The organism is Cupriavidus sp. CuC1, from assembly GCF_044627735.1.
Taxonomy (GTDB): Bacteria; Pseudomonadota; Gammaproteobacteria; order Burkholderiales; family Burkholderiaceae; genus Cupriavidus; species Cupriavidus ulmosensis.
Genome location: NZ_JBIUHC010000412.1, coordinates 1 through 758, shown reverse-complemented (window position 1 = coordinate 758; position 758 = coordinate 1). Strand labels below are relative to the sequence as shown.

General features: G+C 57.5%; 1 protein-coding gene. It reads left to right on the top strand.

The genetic code is table 11. The features are described from left to right. Positions 1-66: 66 nt before the first annotated feature. On the top strand, positions 67-758 hold a 692-nt coding region (locus ACGLHR_RS51960; protein ID WP_400103955.1), incomplete at its 3' end, for an IS701 family transposase.

Here is a 758-nt window from a genome sequence, read left to right as displayed (position 1 = left end):
CTAGTACTACTGTGTTAAAAAATAAGGCATTATTTGCTTATCTTCAAGTGAGTTACGAGGAAAGCGATGGAAGCCTCTACGAAACGGTTCGAGGAGTACGTGTCTCTAATGGCCCAGTCGCTTGGGCATGCTGATCGCGTGGAGCCGTTTCGTGGCTACTGCACCGGGTTGATGCTGCCGGTCAAGCGTAAGAGCGTTGAGCCCATGGCGGCGCATTTGTCACCAAGCCGGGTACGCTCGGAACATCAACGCCTGCATCACTTCGTAGCCGATGCGCCGTGGTCGGACGAAGCGGTGCTTGATGCGGTGTGCAGTCACACGCTTGAACGAATCAGCCGGCGCGCGGGTTCGCCTGAGGCGCTGATTATTGACGATACCGGCTTTCCGAAAAAGGGTAAGCACTCGGTCGGGGTAGCGCGGCAGTACTGCGGCCAATTGGGCAAGCAAGACAACTGCCAAGTGGCGGTCAGCGTCTCGATCGCCAATGAACACTTCAGTCTGCCAGTGCGCTACCAACTGTATTTGCCGCAAAGCTGGGCCGATGACCCGGAACGGCGTAGCCATGCCAAAGTGCCCGAGGCGCTTGAGTTTGTCACCAAGCCGATGCTCGCCTTGCAACTGCTTGAGAATCTTGGCGAGAGGCGATCGCTGCCGGAATTGGTCCTGGCCGACGCAGGTTATGGGGCGAGCACTGAGTTCCGCGAGCAACTCACGGCGATGGGCTTCACTTATGTGGTCGGAGTTACCGGCACGGTCAG